Here is a 14494-nt window from a genome sequence, read left to right as displayed (position 1 = left end):
AGCTAAACGAGAGTATGAATATTTCACACCAAAAAGTTGACGATGTCAACGCAAAAATCAACGTTGAGTTAACACCCGAGGATTACAATCCTACGGTAGATAAAGCTATCAAAGAGCAGGCAAAGAAAGCGAAGTTACCTGGTTTTCGTCCAGGAATGGTACCTACTGGCCATATCAGACGTACTTACGGAAAGTCTATTTTGTTTGATGAGATCAATAAATTGGTTAACGACAAAATTGCTGAATATATTGGTGAGAACAAACTTGAAGTTTTAGGCCAACCCCTACCTGTAGAAAGTGATGCTGATGCAAACTACAGCTGGGATTTCAAAGATACATTTGCTTTCAACTACGAGATCGGTTTAGCACCAGCTTTCGAAACACCATTCTCCAAAGAGACAGCCTTTACGGCTTACGATATCAAAGCGGACGATGCTACTCTTGCTGAGCGTGTAAAAAACCTACGTCGCAGCTACGGTAAAATGACCAATCCGGAAGTTTCTGAAGAAGGTGACGTGTTGTATGCTACCTTGAAGCAAGAAAAAGAAGAAGGTATTGAAAAAACGACTTCAGTACGTACCGATATCATCGAAGATGCTAAAGTAAAAAAATCTTTAGTAGGCTTGAAAAAAGATGATACCGTAAAAATCGATGTAAAAAAAGCATTCAAAGTTGCTGATATTGCTCGCATCTTAGGTATCACAGAAGAAGAAGCAACAAATTTGGATGTTACTAAGTTTGAGCTTTCGGTTAAAAACATCAACCGCTTAGAAGAGTCTGATCTAGATCAGGAGTTTTTTGACAAGTTGTTCCCTGCAGGTGAAGTAACCAAAGAGGAAGAGTTTACAGCCAAAGTTAAAGAGGAAGTAGAAAACTTGTTTAAGCAAAATTCTGATCAGAAATTACGTAACGATATCTATACGTATGGTATGGATAAAGTTGACGTTGCCTTTCCAGAAACCTTCTTGAAAAAATGGTTGAAAGCAACAAATCCTAATATTTCCGATGAGGAATTGGAAGAAGGATTTGCAGATTTCTTGAGCAACCTAAAATGGACGATCATCGAAAACCGCATCGTTACTGCGAATAGCCTAGAGGTGAAGTATGACGAGGTTATCTCTTTGGCCAAAGAGCGTATCTATGCTCAAATCAAGATGTACAACATCAACGAAGAGCCTACCGATGAGCAATTGAATCAATTCGCTATGCAATTGCTACAAGACAGAGAGCAAGCGAACCGTTTATTTGAAGAAGCGAAAGCCTTGAAAGTATTCGACTACTTGAAAGAAAACGTAAGCTTGAACCCAGAAGAAATCACGTACGTAGATTTCGAAAAACTAGAAAAGTAAGTATTAGTAATTATAAAATAGTAAGGCTACCTTTTGGGGTAGCCTTTTTAGTTTTAAGGGCATATGATACATATTAGAAAGGCTAGACCTGAAGAAGCTCAAGCGCTGGCAACATTAATGTTGCATGCCATGCAGGACATTGTATTTTATTTCATCGGAGAAGCGGACACACAAAAAGCGCATGCTTTCCTCACCTCCTTGATACGTAAACCGGGCAACCAATATTCGTATGAAAACATTCTTGTTGCAGAAGAAGATGGCATCCTTTTAGGGCAACTGTGCTGCTACCCGGGTGCAGCCATCTTACAACTACGGGCGCCCGTGCTGAACGTTCTTGCAAACGAATACGGCCATCATATCGACCCTGCACTCGAAACCCAAGCCGGCGAAGTATATGTGGACAGCTTAGCGGTTTCTCCGCTAGCCCGTGGCAAAGGTATAGGCAAAATCCTACTGCTTTACGCCATTGATCTCTACTGCAAACAACAGGATGGCATCTTGGGATTGCTCGTCGATCAAGAAAATCCTCGAGCAAAAAAGCTGTACCTTCAAATCGGTTTTCGAGAAGTCGAGCAAAAAAATATTTTCGGGAAAGAGATGCTTCATCTCCAATATTGGGCTTAGCAATAGCGCTCCATGACTAGGCACTACTCCAGCAACAGCGTGTTCAACATACAAAGTATCCAACAGTAGTATGCCTATTGGATCGATTTAAGGTAGGCCTTCAACGGCATCATCGGCTTGTAGTAATCAAAATGATAGCGTGCACCATGCTCGTCAACGGCGACGTAGCTGAACGAATACTGTTGTGAATGGCCGATAATATAGTAAGGAAAAGCGGCCGTCGGACGCTCGAGAATGTAGTAGGGAGCATCCGTTGCTGCTCCTGCAAATAAGCGCTGTACATCGGGATCCTGCTGAACACGGGCCAGTAACTTCTCTTCCTTGACATCTACAGCACGATAAAAATCGGGATAATATAAAGAATCAGAAGCCCATTGCAGTGTGGCATCCTGACTACCTTTCATCCGTCCCTTTACTTTTTTACCTTCTTTGTTCAACACAAAAGCTTCATATTTCTTTTTTGGATCTGGAACAATACGCCAATGCTCCCCCCCTGCTTCAGTTTGGCGTTGCACGCCATTATAGGCCATGAGGTAACCATCATGCAAAGGGCTGATAAAATCATACAAAGCTGGAATCAGCACCTTTCCGTAGGGATGCACCAAGCCCATCTTTCCTGTCTTGCGATCCACATACCGCCGTGTACCTTCCTGAATATAGTCAGCTCCATTGTCAAAGAAAAAAGGATGATACAGCACTTTACCCGAACGATCAAATGTGGTATTCGCCGTGTAAGCAGGTCTCAGCGAATCAAAATCGGGCTGTTCTCCGTGAGGCATGCCATAAAAATCGATGATGGAATCGGCAATCAGTTCATCCGCTGACCAATAGCCTATAACCGGGTGATCAGCAGGAATAACAACAGCGCCTTCTTGATTTCTTACACCCTGCTTCAAGCTATCCGCTGTTACAAAAAGATATAGTTTTTGAGATTGTGCCGAAGCCACTAGATTCAACAAAAACAAGGTAAAAGTCACAATTTTACGTACCATAGCATTCCCTTTCAGTTTGTATTGCTCTTCACAAGATAAAAATTAAAGCAGGAACATCGCCTATAATTTCCTATTTTTAAATACACCAATACATATAAATCATGAAAAAAGCACTATCAACAATCGTTTTACTGGGTGCTATGTTACTCGTCTTTGCGCAGCAGAACAAGCTTTCCGGCGTATACAGTACAACAAAGGGCGACGAGAAAATTGTTTGGCTATTTGTAGACGGTTATTGCTCGCAAACACATTACAAACAACAGCAATACATATCGACCTTTGGTGGTCCTTTTACATTTAACGGAAAATCCTTGAATGTGAAAGTGGAATACAACGATGCTGATGCCGAAAGTGTTGGACAAACACTCACCATACCTATCCATGCCGATGCAACGGGAATGAAGGGTAAAGACGGAACCTCTTGGATCAAAGAACCGAGCAAAAAACAGGACCTCGATGGCTTATGGCGGATTACAGGTCGTAAACAGGGTGACAAGATGACTGAGATTCAAAGAGGGGATCGGAAAACAATAAAATTACTCGTGGATGGATATTTTCAATGGATTGCTATCAATCCGGCCGAAAAAGGGTTCTATGGCACAGGTGGTGGACAGTATACCTTCAACGGAGGCCAATACACGGAACACATACTATTCTTCTCCCGAGACAACGCACGTGTGAGTGCACAGCTTTCCTTTGAAGGAGCGCTTAAAGATGGAGCCTGGCACCATAGCGGCCTTAGCTCCAAGGGCGACCCCATTCACGAGATATGGAGTCGCGATAAGTAATAGCTCAGGTCTACTACGCAAATAGATCCGAACTGAGGTATCGGTCGCCGCGGTCGCAGGCGATAAAGACGATCACCCCTTCTTCGATACGGTTAGCGATAGATAGTGCAGCATGAAAGGCTCCGCCTGTGCTCATACCGGCAAATATTCCTTCTTTACGCACCAGCTCACGTGCACGGGCGGTGGCGTCAGACTGTGCAATATCAATAACCGTATCCACGCGCGATGCGTCAAATATTTTTGGCAAGTATGCTGCGGGCCAGCGACGGATCCCCGGTATCGATGATTCTTCGGTAGGTTGGCAACCTACAATCTGTATATCCGGATTTTTTTCTTTCAAAAACATGGAGCAGCCCATAATAGTTCCTGTTGTACCCATGGCGCTCACAAAATGTGTAATCTTTCCGGCAGTGTCTCGCCAGATTTCAGGACCTGTGGTTTTGATATGAGCGCCGTAGTTATCCGGATTGGAAAACTGGTTCAAAATAAAATAGTCGCCCGTCGCGGCTTTCTCTTCTGCATAATCTCGGCACACCTCCATCGATTCGAGCAAAGTTACCTTTGCGCCATAAGCTTCCATCGTCAATGTGCGCTCTCTCGTTGAAGTCGAAGGCATCACCAATTCCAAATCAAGCCCATACAATCCTGCAATCATAGCCAAGGCTATACCTGTATTACCAGATGTAGCCTCAATGAGTTTAGCGTCCTTTGTGATCTCTCCACGTTCGAGTGCTGATCGAATCATATTAAGTGCGGCACGATCCTTCACAGAGCCTGCAGGATTATTACCTTCCATCTTTGCAAAGATCTTCACCTTCGGATTCTGATGAAACGAAGTAATTTCAACCAGTGGCGTATTGCCGATCGTATCGATTAAATTTCCCATTATGCGAGCGGTTTTGAGTCAATAAACTTAGAGTTGGGTTGATGGTAAACAGTGGTATAGGGGTCTACACTAGAGGTAAGCCATACGTTTCCACCGATAACCGAATGATGACCAATGACCGTCTGCCCTCCCAAAATGGTGGCTCCGGCATAAATAATAACATTATCTTCGATGATGGGGTGACGCTGCGTGTTGGCCATGCTCTTCTCCACGCTTAATGCTCCCAGCGTAACACCTTGATAGAGCTTCACATGGTTACCTATAATACAAGTCTCCCCGATCACGAGTCCCGTTCCATGGTCGATATATAAATACTGTCCGATTTGCGCGCCGGGATGTATATCGATACCGGTCTTAGAGTGTGCATGTTCCGTCAAAATGCGAGGTATCAAGGGCACCTCGGCCTTCCACAATTCATGCGCCAAGCGATAAACACAAATAGCGTTGAACCCCGGATAGGTACGAATGACCTCCCGCAGGCTTTTAGCTGCAGGGTCGCCCTCCATGATGGCTTCCGCATCGGTAAGCATCACTGCATAAATGCCAGGCAACGCCTCAAAGAACTCTCGAGCAATCAACCGGTTATCGCAATGCGAACAGGCTTTAGTTTTCTGCAATAAAGCGAAAAGCTCTTCCTCCGCTTCTTCAAAAGCCTTGCGGACATCGTCCACCGTCAAAAAGTCGGCGGCATGCTTCTCCGGAAACAGCAAATGCAGAACATGCTTAGCCCAGTCTGCTATACGCGAGTTGCTTGGCATATCCTGTACTTCGCGTTGTTTCTGGAATATATGTTGATAAAATTCGTTCATTTTCTCCGTCTTCTCTCCTGTCAAATTTAAGATTCCTTTTAAGAAAACCTACTATTTCTATAGGATTAATTTATCAAAAAGCGCTTGATGGGTTTCTTCTGCAGAAACGCATAGTCCGGGGTGCAGCACCGAGCACTGAATTAAGGTGCTGCGCTTTGCCGTCAACCAACGAAAACGCTCTGCTTGTTCCAGTTCGGCAAGCTTGCCCGCTCCTTTATCACCAACACAGATCCTTTTGAAAGAATCCAAATGCCGTAGGATCAATGCTAAATCAACATCAGCATACAAGGCTTTGCATTTCGCCTCATCCACAAAAAGCTTTACATCAGCGTAGCGTTGCTTTTTACAATACAGTGCTACCCCAACATTAATAAATTCTTCCCGTTCCACACGTGGTACCACGCGCACCACGGCATACTCATAAACGGTTCTTTCGCTCATCTTCTATCTGTTTAATGAAATTATCAGCATGTGCAACACGCCCCAGCAAAAAGGAAAGATAAACCGCTCGAGCAGCCTCCGCATCGAGCTCCCGACTTTCGTCTACGAGCCATTCATCGGGGATCAAATCGAGCACATTACGTATGTTTTCTTCGGTAAACAAGGAACGATATGCGCGATCGACCTCCTCGACCTGCGATGCGTAGCGCAGCAATACATGGTCTTTAATTTGCACAAATGGCTTGGCCAACTGCTCTTCCCAATTGTCCCAAGCATGGTGAAAATACAATGATGCTCCATGATCGATCAACCACAGTTCATTATGCCACATCAACATGTTGGTGTTGCGCACCGTGCGGTCTACGTTCATCAACAATGCATCCAGCCACACGATTTTAGAGGCTTCCAAGGCGTCCACTTTATCGGCATTGGCATCAAAGGTGATGGCTCCATTCAGGAAATGCACACCTAAATTTTTCCCTACGGAAAAACGCAATAAATCCTGTATTTCTTCATCAGGTTCTGTGCGAGCGAAGGATTCGTCCAATTCTGCAAACACCATTTCGGGCATGCGCAATCCTAAAAAGCGAGCTAGTTCGCCACCGATGAGCTCGGCCACCAACGCCTTTCGTCCTTGGCCAGCGCCACGAAACTTGATGACATAGCTAAAACCATCATCGGCATCTACCAAAGCGGGAAGTGATCCCCCTTCCCGAAAGGGTTGGACATAGCGCGTGATTTGTACCTCGCGAATCTCCGGTTTAAATACGTTCATACATTTTTATAATTAAGTAAGCCCTCATAGGGATCTCCTTTCAGCCCCAATAGTTGGGCAAAAGCAGGTTCTGTTTTTACGCCTGCAACTTTTAACGCAAGAATCTGCTGCCTAAAGTTTTCATCATGGTGCGACAAAATTTCGTATTCTATGATCATATGCCGATATCCGTTCTGTAATTTGGACGGAACGTCCTGTGCAAATAACTCAACCTCAAAACCAGCTAACATAAAGTGAACAAGTATGGTAGGAACCATATTAATGATCGACTTCGATAGCTGAAACGATTCTCGCCAGCTAAAATGTTGTTGAGCAAAGCGGCAGAATTCTTCTAGATCGCTCGCATAGCAGATAATATCCAAATCGCTCGATGCAATGGCAATATCAATAGGTATGGTGCCCACAAGCAATGGATCATAAGGCGCCAACAGATCGAACAGCCTAGCTTCCCTTAAAAGGCCGTAAACTATCTGCTGTTGTTCCGTGCCCACGTTCAGGTATTCGATATTGTCAAACTTATCTAAGCGTACAGCATGCATAACCAAAATTAACACTTATTTTTCTTAGTTCTTAAATTGTGCGGCAATCCTGTTACCCCAAATAACATATTCTGCCTATATTTGTAAGACAACATACAGGCAAAACACCGCGCAACACATGGATACAAGTACCGAATACAACCGGGTCATCGGCTATTGCAAAGATTTATTTTTAAAGAAAACAAAAGACTACGGAACAGCTTGGCGCATCATGCGCCCTTCGTCTATAACTGATCAGCTGTTCATAAAAGCACAACGCATCCGTACCTTGGAAGTGAAAAAGGTATCCCTAGTCGGCGAAGGTATATTGGATGAATATGTAGGGATCGTCAATTACTGTATCATCGCCATGATGCAATTAGAGTTGCCTGAAGAAGCCTCCAACGAGCTTGACTACAGCTTCGTGGACGAGAAATATGCAGAAAAAGTAAACGAAACACGCGATTTGATGTTTGCTAAGAATCACGACTATGGCGAAGCCTGGCGCGACATGCGTATCTCTTCCTTGACGGATCTGATCCTGATGAAGCTGCACCGCGTGAAACAAATTGAAGATAACAACGGGCAAACCATCGTATCTGAAGGCTTAAAGGCCAACTATCAGGATATGCTAAACTATGCTGTATTTGCCTTGATAAAAATGGGTCTTGCCGAACAAAACTAGCACATGGAAACAAACTTTAATCCAACACGTAAGAAGAAAACAGATCTCAGCAACCTGCTCCTTGGCTTCAGCCGTTTATTTGTAGGTATATTATTTATTTTTTCCGGCTTCATCAAAGCGAATGACCCTACCGGGTTCGGTTACAAACTGCAGGAATATTTCCACGTTTTCCATCTCGATTTTCTAAACGACTACAGTGCATGGATAGCGATATTGATCTGTAGTTTCGAGATTATCCTCGGCGCTTTCCTTTTACTTGGGCTACATCGGCAAAAGGTTGCATGGGGATTACTTATCCTCATTATTTTCTTCACGTTCCTTACCTTCTATTCGGCTTTCTTCGAAGTGGTAACCTCCTGTGGATGCTTTGGCGATGCCATTCCACTCACGCCTTGGCAGTCCTTCTTGAAAGACCTTGTTTTATTGGTTTTTATACTCCTTATCTTCCGCTACCGTAACCGCATAAACCCTATCCTGAAAAAAGGGGCGTTAAGAAGTACCTTATCGACGATCGTTGTACTGTTATCCATTGGCATAGGCATCTATACTCTCTACTTTTTGCCCCTTCTAGATTTCTTACCCTACAAAGAAGGCAATAACATCCCTGCACTGATGGTGCTTCCCGAAGGCAAGCAAGGTGACGTGTATGAATACATTTATGAGATAAAAAACAAAGCTACCGGAGAGTCCAAGAAGGTGACCGACAAAGAATATATGGCGGGCATTTGGGAAGATGAAAACTGGGAAGTCGTTGGCGAACCGTCGTCGCGACTTGTAAAAAAAGGATACCAAATCCCTATTTCCGACCTATTGATTTCTGATGCGGATGGAAATGATGTTACCCAAGAAATAATTACCAACCCCTATTACAACTTTGTGGTGGTAAGCACCTACGCGGATAAGCTCTCCACGACAGACATGATTGCGCTGGACCGCATAAATACTACCATTCGCGATCTATCTGCAGACTTCAACCTCCGTGCTGTATTGCTAACCGCAAGTTCGGCACAAGTAGCAAACAGTCTAAACGAGGAAATGGATCTCGTGCTGGAAACCTTCTACGCTGATGCGGTGCCGTTGAAAAGCATGGTACGCTCCAATCCGGGAGTGTTGTTACTGCAAAACGGTGTTGTCATAAAAAAATGGTCGAAAATTACCTTCCCTTCTAAAGAAGAGCTGGAAAAAGATTACTTGGCAAAATAATGAACAAACCTATTTTCCTTATCGGTTTTATGGGGAGTGGAAAGACCACTTTAGGGCGAAAGCTTGCCAACCACTTACAGAAAAAATTTATCGATCTTGATCATCTAATTGTTGATCGAGTAGGAATGTCCATCCCAGAATATTTTGAAAAGCATGGCGAAGATCAATTTCGCCAGCTAGAAAGCGAAGTATTGAAAGAACTGGCAGGTTTAGACGCCGTTGTTTCTACAGGAGGTGGAAGTCCCTGCTATTTCGACAATATGGACTGGATCTTGGCAAACGGCTTGGCGGTTTACCTACATCTTACACCAAAAGCACTACACGCACGCCTGCAACAATCAAAAATTGCCAATCGTCCTGCCTTAAAGGGATTGAACGGAGAAGAGCTCCTGCTCTTTATCGAAGAGAAATTGGCACAACGAGAACCTTATTACAACCGAGCACAGCTTCATATCGATCAACTGAACACATCGGTAGAAACCCTTTCCCAATCGATACGAAGCCATGATCACTTGGATTAAATTTACACTCGCACTTGCCTATCTCGGCCTAAACACCGGCTGTCTTCGCAATAACAATGCTACGAATTTAGCACATGTTAGCAACCACAACCAGGTGTTTCGCTTTTCAGGGGTAGACGATCTCCATCGATTCCTCACTTATTCCGATAGCAGGGTTCCCTTAATCAGCGCACACCGCGGTGGACCAGATTTGGACTATCCGGAAAACGCAATCGAAACTTTCCAACGTATAGCCTATAAGACGCCGGCGATCATCGAGTGCGATATCGCGCTTTCCAAAGATTCCATGTTGGTGTTGATGCATGATGAAACCTTAGACAGAACCAGCACAGGAAAGGGAAAAGTGAATCGTAAAACATTGGAAGAACTTAAAAGCTTTCAATTAAAAGATACCCAAGGCAACATCACCTCCTATCAGATACCAACATTAGACGAAGCATTGAGCTGGGGTGTTGGCAAAGTAATTTTTACGCTGGATGTAAAGCGCAACGTCCCTTACCGACTGGTGATAGATGCCGTACGTAAAGCGCGTGCGGAGGCTTATGTGGCCATCATCACCTACAATGTGGATCAAGCAGCTATGGTGAACAATTTGGCACCTGACCTCATGATATCCGCATCTATACGACATGCCGATGACCTCCTTCGACTGAACGATGCCGACGTTCCTGACACGCGCATTCTTGCATTTATCGGCACGAAAGAAGCCGACAAACAATTGACCGATTTGTTACACCAACACGGCATCCTATGCATTCTGGGCACAATGGGCAATCTTGATCGGCAAGCCGAAGCACGCGGCGACCAGCTTTACGCTGAATTTGTGGACAACGGAGCCGACATCTTAAGCACCGACAGACCCTTACAAGCGGCACAGTCGCTAGATTATTATATACAGAAGAGGCAGTTGTCTTCGCCCTACATCAATTAATTTCCCTACATTACCCCTATATTGGATAGCTCCGATCATCTAAACTTCAACCATGGCGATCAAAGTAGATCAGTTAACAAAGACATACGGCAAACAGCTTGCGCTCGACAACGTTTCCTTTGAAACACAGAAAAACAGTATCGTAGGCTTTTTAGGTCCAAATGGTGCTGGAAAATCTACCACCATGAAAATTTTGGCTGGCTTGATCCCTGCCAGCGCTGGCACATGCCATATATCAGATAGCAATATCGCCGAACAGTCCTTAGCTGCGAAAAGGAAATTAGGTTTTCTCCCCGAGAACAATCCGCTGTATACGGATATGTATGTTCGGGAAATTCTGCAGTACGAAGCTTCGACCCATCGCATAAAGAACAAAAGTGAACGTATAGACCTCGTCGTCAAACAAACCGGCTTAGAGGACGCCCAGCATAAAAAGATAAGCGAACTGTCCAAAGGATACAGACAACGTGTAGGACTAGCCCTTTGCATTATACATGATCCAGAAGTGCTCCTTTTAGATGAACCCACCTCTGGACTGGATCCCAATCAAATTTTAGAAATCCGAGCCTTGATCAAAGAACTGGGCAAGGAAAAAACAGTTTTGCTATCAACCCACCTTATGCAAGAGGTAGAAGCCCTGTGTGATGAAGTTATCATCCTACATCAAGGAAAAATCAGGGATCATTTTTTTGTAAATGACCTGCCTAACAAATACCCCAATCAATCGCTGGAGGAAATTTTTGTACGCTTAACAAAATAATTCAAACCATTTTTATCAACAAGTGTTTATATGGTATACATTTAACACTTGAATAGATATGAAAAAATTTACACTTTTAATGGCTTTAGTAGGAGGTTTCACGTTGACAACGCAAGCGCAGCGCGTTGAGACGACTCCTCAAACATCTGCAAATGTTGGCTTGACGCCAATCAAGCAGGGAAACTGGATGATTGGTGGATCTGTAGGAAACATCGGTTACAGCTTCGAAGGTAAGAAATTCGGTATAAACATAAATCCTCGAGCGGGCTACTTCATCACCGACGGCTTAGCTCTCGGTGCACAGGCTAACCTAGGTTTTGCAGCGGTTAAGGATGTTGATAACGTTTACAACTATGGAATTTCTCCTTTTGTACGTTACTACTTCCCTGGCGGCGCCAGTGCATCTGGACGTTTCTTTGGACAAGGTGATGTCGGTATAGCAGGCAGTAGCCAAGGTAGTGACGTATCGCTAGCTTTAGGCGCCAATGTAGGTTACGCGCACTTTATTACGCAGACAGTCGCGTTGGAAGTGATGGCGGGCTATAATTATAGCAAAGCAAATGTAAACGCTGGAAATGGACAAAGTGGGCTTGGCTTGGCCGTAGGTTTCCAAATCTACTTACCGGGCAAAAGATAAGCGCCTCTTAGCTAAAATAACAGAAACGCACCACCGATTAGGGTAGGTGCGTTCTTGTTTTACAGCCATGTATTTCCTATTTTCGAGCGAACAAAATAGCTTGTGCCTTGATCAACATTTTAAAAAAGGAAATCTCTTCATTCTTCAATTCGCTGGTAGGTTACTTGGCCATCGCCCTTTTTCTGCTGGTGAGTGGATTGCTATCTTGGATCTTCCCGAGCTCTGCAATAATCGACGGTGGTTATGCAACCTTGGAAACGTTCTTTTCCTTGGCCCCTTACCTGTTAATTTTTCTGGTTCCCGCGGTCAGTATGCGCAGTTTGGCTGCCGAAAAAAGCGAAGGTACTTTTGACCTGCTTTTCAGTAGGCCTAACAGTCTCTATCAAATTGTGGCCGGCAAATATTTAGGTATTATTTTCATTGCTATTCTTGCCGTTTTACCCACATTTATGTACGCGGTAAGCATCTATTTTTTAGCTAATCCTATTGGAAATATGGATATAGGTGCAACTTTGGGTTCCTATCTGGGGCTGCTTTTTCTCGTTTTGACCTACGCCGCGATAGGCATATTTTGTTCCAGCCTAACAAAAAATGCCGTAGTCGCCTTCTTGCTCGCCGTGTTTGCCATCTTTTTTGCTTATTACGGCTTTGGTGCGATGAGCGACCTCTTTTTCGTCGAATCCAGTGCATCCTTCATCAAGGATCTGGGTATACAGTCTCATTACGATAGCATCAGTCGAGGCGTACTTATCACGGGTGATGTGGTTTATTTTCTAAGCGTAGCAGCCTTGTTCATTCTCTTTAGCATTGGACACTTGGGTCGACACTTCCGAAAGCGCATCAAAACATGGAGTTGCTATGCTGCAGCACTAATCATTTACTTTTGTATCAACAACCGTTTTTTGACGCGCCACCTGGGCCGATTAGACCTTACCGAGGACCAACGATTTAGCCTAAACGAGGCTACAAAAAACGTGTTACGTGATCTCCAAGAACCTGTGCACATCAGTATTTTTTTGGATGGCGATCTCCCTAATGGGTTCCATCAACTGCAGCAAGCTGCGATCTATATGGCAAGCGACCTCAAATCCTACGCAGGTGATAAACTAGATTTCACCGTCATCGATCCTTTAGAAGGCAGTCAAGAAGAACAACAGTCCTTTACCGATGCACTGGTATCAAGAGGAATCTATCCAACGAACTTAAGCGTTAAGACCGATCGGGGCTTAACGCAGAAGCTGATATTCCCAACTGCCGTGATCCGTACGGCGGAACAGGAAATACCCATCAATCTGCTCCAGCAAAAACAAGGAATTAGTCCTGAAGAAGCCATCAACAACTCCATTCAAAACCTGGCATATGCATTTACGGCAGGTTTAAAGAAAGTAAATGCGCAAGAATCGTCCTTTATCGGCTTTACGGAAGGGCATGGAGAGCCCGATGATCTAGCCTTATATGACGCTATGCAGTCACTTTCTGCCGATGGCTATCAAGTAGGGCGCGTCAACCTAGACTCGGTAACCTATGCTTCACTCGATCAGCTCAAGTTACTTTTCATCGTGAAGCCCACACAGGCTTTTAAAGAAAGTCATAAATACAAGATCGACTACTTCGTCAAACATGGTGGACGAGTGCTTTGGGCCATCGATCAGATAGATGCTTCTTTGGATCATTTGCAGCAGAACGGGAGCCAACCGCTTGTTGGAAGATCGCTCAACCTAGACGACCAGCTATTTCTCTATGGCGTACGCCTGAATTATAATATCCTCGCCGACCTTAACTGTGGACAGATTCCCATCACCGTAGGGAACATAGCTGGGCAAGCACAAATCGAACTCGCTCCTTGGTATTTCTTCCCGGTGTTGACGCCTACTTCAGCCCATCCACTCGTCAGGAACCTCGACGGCATACGCACCGAATTTATCGGCACGTTGGACACAGTGGCATCGGCAAAAATCAAGAAAGATATCATCCTAACCTCTTCACCTTTTGCGAGAATATGGAATGCGCCGGCGCCAATTAGCTTACAAATCGTTGAAGAAGAACCGGATCCAAAAAAATTCAATAGCGGTACACTTCCCGTAGCAGCACTGTTGCAGGGAGAATTTCCATACCTCTTTGAAAACCGATCCGCACCAACGGATATCCAACAGCCAGTCGATTTGTCTAATATCCATCAAGAAAGCAAAATGCTGGTCGTTGCCGATGCCGATTGGCTAATCAATCAGGTCAATAGTAAAGACCAATCCCCCTACCCTTTAGGTTGGGATCGCTATACGGAACAACAGTTTGCCAATAAAGCATTTCTTCAAAACGCGGTGGATTACCTGCTTAACGATGAGAGTTTAATTGGCCTTCGAAATCGGGAGGTGAAACTAAGGTTATTGGATGGCCAAAAAGTAAAAGAACAAAAGCTAAGTTGGCAATTACTGAATGTCCTAGCACCCATTATATTGTTGAGTATCTTCGCGCTTGCACAGCAGCTCTTGCGCAAGAGAAAATATGGTAGGGTAAAAGCATAACCGGTAGATTATGCTCGTTTAAACCATGTTGAACAGCTTTGCTGTTCAACATG

General features: G+C 44.4%; 16 protein-coding genes. 10 read left to right on the top strand and 6 right to left on the bottom strand.

Annotated features, from left to right (window positions below):
- Nucleotides 1–14 precede the first annotated feature (14 nt).
- Both SCB77_RS17130 and SCB77_RS17125 read left to right on the top strand, forming a co-directional pair.
- Complete coding sequence (locus tag SCB77_RS17130; RefSeq protein WP_320183219.1) at nucleotides 15–1349, top strand: trigger factor; 1335 nt, start codon at nucleotides 15–17, stop codon at nucleotides 1347–1349.
- 63 nt (nucleotides 1350–1412) lie between these two features.
- On the top strand, nucleotides 1413–1973 hold the full coding sequence (locus SCB77_RS17125) for a GNAT family N-acetyltransferase (RefSeq protein WP_320183218.1): 561 nt from the start codon (nucleotides 1413–1415) through the stop codon (nucleotides 1971–1973).
- Between the two features lie 74 nt (nucleotides 1974–2047).
- On the opposite strand, the gene SCB77_RS17120 is transcribed toward SCB77_RS17125, so the two are convergent.
- Nucleotides 2048–2965: a hypothetical protein gene (locus SCB77_RS17120; RefSeq protein WP_320183217.1), complete on the bottom strand. Its 918-nt coding sequence runs from the start codon at nucleotides 2963–2965 to the stop codon at nucleotides 2048–2050.
- Nucleotides 2966–3066: 101 nt separating this feature from the next.
- On the opposite strand from SCB77_RS17120, the gene SCB77_RS17115 reads away from it, so the two are divergent.
- Entirely contained in the window at nucleotides 3067–3753 is a 687-nt protein-coding gene (locus tag SCB77_RS17115; RefSeq protein ID WP_320183216.1) for a hypothetical protein, read from the top strand.
- A 13-nt stretch (nucleotides 3754–3766) separates the two neighbouring features.
- On the opposite strand, the gene cysM is transcribed toward SCB77_RS17115, so the two are convergent.
- Genes cysM through SCB77_RS17090 form a run of 5 tightly spaced genes read right to left on the bottom strand, consistent with a single transcriptional unit; the run spans nucleotide 3767 to nucleotide 7203 of the window.
- Nucleotides 3767–4639 (bottom strand): cysteine synthase CysM, encoded by an 873-nt coding sequence (cysM, locus tag SCB77_RS17110; protein WP_320183215.1) that lies wholly within the window; start codon nucleotides 4637–4639, stop codon nucleotides 3767–3769.
- Nucleotides 4639–5448: a serine O-acetyltransferase EpsC gene (gene epsC / locus SCB77_RS17105; protein WP_320183214.1), complete on the bottom strand. Its 810-nt coding sequence runs from the start codon at nucleotides 5446–5448 to the stop codon at nucleotides 4639–4641. Before epsC ends, cysM begins: the two co-directional genes overlap by 1 nt.
- Nucleotides 5449–5505: 57 nt before the next feature.
- Nucleotides 5506–5889, bottom strand: a complete 384-nt coding sequence (locus SCB77_RS17100) for a DUF3037 domain-containing protein (protein ID WP_320183213.1) — start codon at nucleotides 5887–5889, stop codon at nucleotides 5506–5508.
- Complete coding sequence (locus SCB77_RS17095) at nucleotides 5867–6664, bottom strand: HipA family kinase (protein WP_320183212.1); 798 nt, start codon at nucleotides 6662–6664, stop codon at nucleotides 5867–5869. Before SCB77_RS17095 ends, SCB77_RS17100 begins: the two co-directional genes overlap by 23 nt.
- Nucleotides 6661–7203 (bottom strand): DUF4269 domain-containing protein, encoded by a 543-nt coding sequence (locus tag SCB77_RS17090; RefSeq protein ID WP_320183211.1) that lies wholly within the window; start codon nucleotides 7201–7203, stop codon nucleotides 6661–6663. Before SCB77_RS17090 ends, SCB77_RS17095 begins: the two co-directional genes overlap by 4 nt.
- A gap of 118 nt (nucleotides 7204–7321) precedes the next feature.
- Between SCB77_RS17090 and SCB77_RS17085 the strand changes: the two genes are divergently transcribed.
- The 7 genes from SCB77_RS17085 (at nucleotide 7322) to gldG (ending at nucleotide 14441) form a co-directional block, all read left to right on the top strand.
- A complete protein-coding gene (locus tag SCB77_RS17085) occupies nucleotides 7322–7867 on the top strand; it encodes a DUF1599 domain-containing protein (RefSeq protein WP_320183210.1) in 546 nt (181 codons plus the stop codon).
- Nucleotides 7868–7870: 3 nt separating this feature from the next.
- Entirely contained in the window at nucleotides 7871–9070 is a 1200-nt protein-coding gene (locus SCB77_RS17080) for a BT_3928 family protein (RefSeq protein WP_320183209.1), read from the top strand.
- The gene (locus SCB77_RS17075) at nucleotides 9070–9591 is read left to right on the top strand and encodes a shikimate kinase (RefSeq protein WP_320183208.1); all 522 of its coding nucleotides are present in this window, start codon (nucleotides 9070–9072) and stop codon (nucleotides 9589–9591) included. The genes SCB77_RS17080 and SCB77_RS17075 overlap by 1 nt, the downstream gene beginning before the upstream one ends.
- Nucleotides 9575–10522, top strand: coding sequence for a glycerophosphodiester phosphodiesterase family protein (locus SCB77_RS17070; protein ID WP_320183207.1), 948 nt, complete (start codon nucleotides 9575–9577; stop codon nucleotides 10520–10522). The genes SCB77_RS17075 and SCB77_RS17070 overlap by 17 nt, the downstream gene beginning before the upstream one ends.
- 52 nt (nucleotides 10523–10574) lie before the next feature.
- Nucleotides 10575–11282, top strand: a complete 708-nt coding sequence (locus tag SCB77_RS17065) for an ATP-binding cassette domain-containing protein (RefSeq protein WP_320183206.1) — start codon at nucleotides 10575–10577, stop codon at nucleotides 11280–11282.
- 58 nt (nucleotides 11283–11340) lie between these two features.
- Nucleotides 11341–11919: a hypothetical protein gene (locus SCB77_RS17060; protein WP_320183205.1), complete on the top strand. Its 579-nt coding sequence runs from the start codon at nucleotides 11341–11343 to the stop codon at nucleotides 11917–11919.
- A gap of 107 nt (nucleotides 11920–12026) precedes the next feature.
- The gene (gldG, locus tag SCB77_RS17055; RefSeq protein WP_320183204.1) at nucleotides 12027–14441 is read left to right on the top strand and encodes a gliding motility-associated ABC transporter substrate-binding protein GldG; all 2415 of its coding nucleotides are present in this window, start codon (nucleotides 12027–12029) and stop codon (nucleotides 14439–14441) included.
- The last annotated feature ends 53 nt before the right edge of the window (nucleotides 14442–14494 follow it).

It is taken from the genome of Sphingobacterium bambusae, assembly GCF_033955345.1.
GTDB lineage: Bacteria > Bacteroidota > Bacteroidia > Sphingobacteriales > Sphingobacteriaceae > Sphingobacterium > Sphingobacterium bambusae.
The sequence above is the reverse complement of the archived record's forward strand: the minus strand, read 5'-3'. Positions and strand labels throughout refer to the sequence as shown.

Excerpts from the sequence above, each read along its gene's own strand:
- SCB77_RS17060 (WP_320183205.1), top strand. The coding sequence starts at position 11,341 with ATGAAAAAATTTACACTTTTAATGGCTTTAGTAGGAGGTTTCACGTTG.
- SCB77_RS17070 (WP_320183207.1), top strand. The coding sequence starts at position 9,575 with ATGATCACTTGGATTAAATTTACACTCGCACTTGCCTATCTCGGCCTA.
- SCB77_RS17115 (WP_320183216.1), top strand. The coding sequence starts at position 3,067 with ATGAAAAAAGCACTATCAACAATCGTTTTACTGGGTGCTATGTTACTC.
- SCB77_RS17095 (WP_320183212.1), bottom strand. The coding sequence starts at position 6,664 with ATGAACGTATTTAAACCGGAGATTCGCGAGGTACAAATCACGCGCTAT.
- SCB77_RS17125 (WP_320183218.1), top strand. The coding sequence starts at position 1,413 with ATGATACATATTAGAAAGGCTAGACCTGAAGAAGCTCAAGCGCTGGCA.
- SCB77_RS17120 (WP_320183217.1), bottom strand. The coding sequence starts at position 2,965 with ATGGTACGTAAAATTGTGACTTTTACCTTGTTTTTGTTGAATCTAGTG.
- SCB77_RS17085 (WP_320183210.1), top strand. The coding sequence starts at position 7,322 with ATGGATACAAGTACCGAATACAACCGGGTCATCGGCTATTGCAAAGAT.
- SCB77_RS17065 (WP_320183206.1), top strand. The coding sequence starts at position 10,575 with ATGGCGATCAAAGTAGATCAGTTAACAAAGACATACGGCAAACAGCTT.
- epsC (WP_320183214.1), bottom strand. The coding sequence starts at position 5,448 with ATGAACGAATTTTATCAACATATATTCCAGAAACAACGCGAAGTACAG.
- SCB77_RS17080 (WP_320183209.1), top strand. The coding sequence starts at position 7,871 with ATGGAAACAAACTTTAATCCAACACGTAAGAAGAAAACAGATCTCAGC.
- SCB77_RS17100 (WP_320183213.1), bottom strand. The coding sequence starts at position 5,889 with ATGAGCGAAAGAACCGTTTATGAGTATGCCGTGGTGCGCGTGGTACCA.
- SCB77_RS17130 (WP_320183219.1), top strand. The coding sequence starts at position 15 with ATGAATATTTCACACCAAAAAGTTGACGATGTCAACGCAAAAATCAAC.
- SCB77_RS17090 (WP_320183211.1), bottom strand. The coding sequence starts at position 7,203 with ATGCATGCTGTACGCTTAGATAAGTTTGACAATATCGAATACCTGAAC.
- cysM (WP_320183215.1), bottom strand. The coding sequence starts at position 4,639 with ATGGGAAATTTAATCGATACGATCGGCAATACGCCACTGGTTGAAATT.
- SCB77_RS17075 (WP_320183208.1), top strand. The coding sequence starts at position 9,070 with ATGAACAAACCTATTTTCCTTATCGGTTTTATGGGGAGTGGAAAGACC.